Origin of the sequence: Inquilinus limosus MP06, from assembly GCF_000767795.1 — a bacterium.
GTDB lineage: Bacteria > Pseudomonadota > Alphaproteobacteria > DSM-16000 > Inquilinaceae > Inquilinus > Inquilinus limosus_E.
Genome location: NZ_JANX01000930.1, coordinates 1 through 1,484, shown reverse-complemented (window position 1 = coordinate 1,484; position 1,484 = coordinate 1). Strand labels below are relative to the sequence as shown.

The 1,484-nt window shown below is 71.4% G+C and carries 2 protein-coding genes; one reads left to right on the top strand and one right to left on the bottom strand.

Annotated elements, in window-relative coordinates:
* Window positions 1–265 precede the first annotated feature (265 nt).
* On the bottom strand, window positions 266–1,105 hold the full coding sequence (gene cobA / locus P409_RS34100; RefSeq protein ID WP_034849236.1) for a uroporphyrinogen-III C-methyltransferase: 840 nt from the start codon (window positions 1,103–1,105) through the stop codon (window positions 266–268).
* Window positions 1,106–1,201: 96 nt separating this feature from the next.
* On the opposite strand from cobA, the gene P409_RS34095 reads away from it, so the two are divergent.
* On the top strand, window positions 1,202–1,484 hold a 283-nt coding region (locus P409_RS34095; protein WP_202964904.1), incomplete at its 3' end, for a precorrin-6A/cobalt-precorrin-6A reductase.

Below are 1,484 nucleotides of genomic sequence, written 5' to 3'. Positions count from 1 at the left end.
ACGGATTGCCTCTCCCGCTTGCGGGAGAGGTCGGACATCCGAAGGATGTCCGGGTGAGGGGATCGCGGCTTTGCCGAAAGCGCGGCTTTGCGGCAAGCGAGCGCATGATCCGCCCTTGTTTTGAAACGCAGCTCGTGGCGTCGCGGCCGGATTGCCCTCACCCGGTCTCGCTGCGCGAGACCGGCCTCTCCCGCAAGCGGGAGAGGCAAATTGACGGCGCCCGGAGATCGGTGAATCCGAGAGAGAGGAACGGACGTCGAAGCCATCACCCCGCCTCGCCTTTCGACCGGGTGCCGAGCGGGTCCGGGGTCAGGGCCTTGCCCTCCAGCGCGCCGAGCCAGTCGAGCGCCTGGCGCAGCAGCACCACCTCGCCCACCACCACCACCGCCGGGGCCTCCATGCCCTGGGCCGCGACGTCCTCCGCCGCCCGGGCCAGGGTGGTCTCAAGCACCCGCTGCTGCGGCGTCGTCGCCCGGCTGATCACCGCCACCGGCTCGTCCGGCGACCGGCCGCCCTCGATCAGATGCGCCGCGATCCGGGCGATGTGCTTGATCGCCATATAGACCACGATCACCGGGGAGCCACGGGCGATCGCATCCCACGCAACACCGGCGGTGACGTCGCCGGTGGCGTCGTGGCCGGTGAGGAAGGTGACGGCGTGGTTGGTGTCGCGATGCGTCACCGGGATGCCGGCATAGGCCGGGCCGCCGACACCCGCGGTGATGCCGGGGACGATGCGGAACGGGATGCCGGCCTCGACCAGGGCCAGCCCCTCCTCCCCGCCCCGGCCGAAGACGAAGGGGTCGCCGCCCTTCAGCCGCAGCACCCGCTTGCCGGCCCGGGCCAGCTGGATCAGCTTGGCGGTGATGTCGGGCTGCTTCGGCGACGGCTTGCCGCCGCGCTTGCCGGCGAATTCCAGCACCGCGCCCGGCGCTGCCAGGCCGATGATCGCGTCGGACACCAGCGCATCATAGACCACGACATCGGCCGAGCGCAGCGCGTGCAGCGCATGCAAGGTCAAGAGGCCGGGATCGCCGGGGCCGGCGCCGACCAGCCAGACCCAGCCGGGCTCGAAGGCCGGAAAGGGCAAGGAAACGTCAACCATCACCGGAACCTTAGAAGGCGTGCTGCGGCGCCGCTAGGCGCCTTACGACACATGACGTATGAGACGAGACATGATCTGGAACCAGGCGACGCACCGATGGCCGGCCGGCTGCTGATACTCGGCGGCACCACCGAGGCCGCGGCTCTGGCCCGCGCCTTGGCCGAAGTCGGGGGCTGGAATGTCACCACCTCGCTGGCCGGGCGCACCCGGGCGCCGGCGGCGCTGCCGGGCGCGGTGCGGATCGGCGGCTTCGGCGGCGTCGAGGGGCTGGCGGCGTATCTGCGGGCCGAACGGATCGACCGAGTGATCGACGCCACCCATCCCTTCGCCGGCGACCATCTCCGCCAATGCCGCCGAGGCCTGTGCCGGGCTCGGGCTG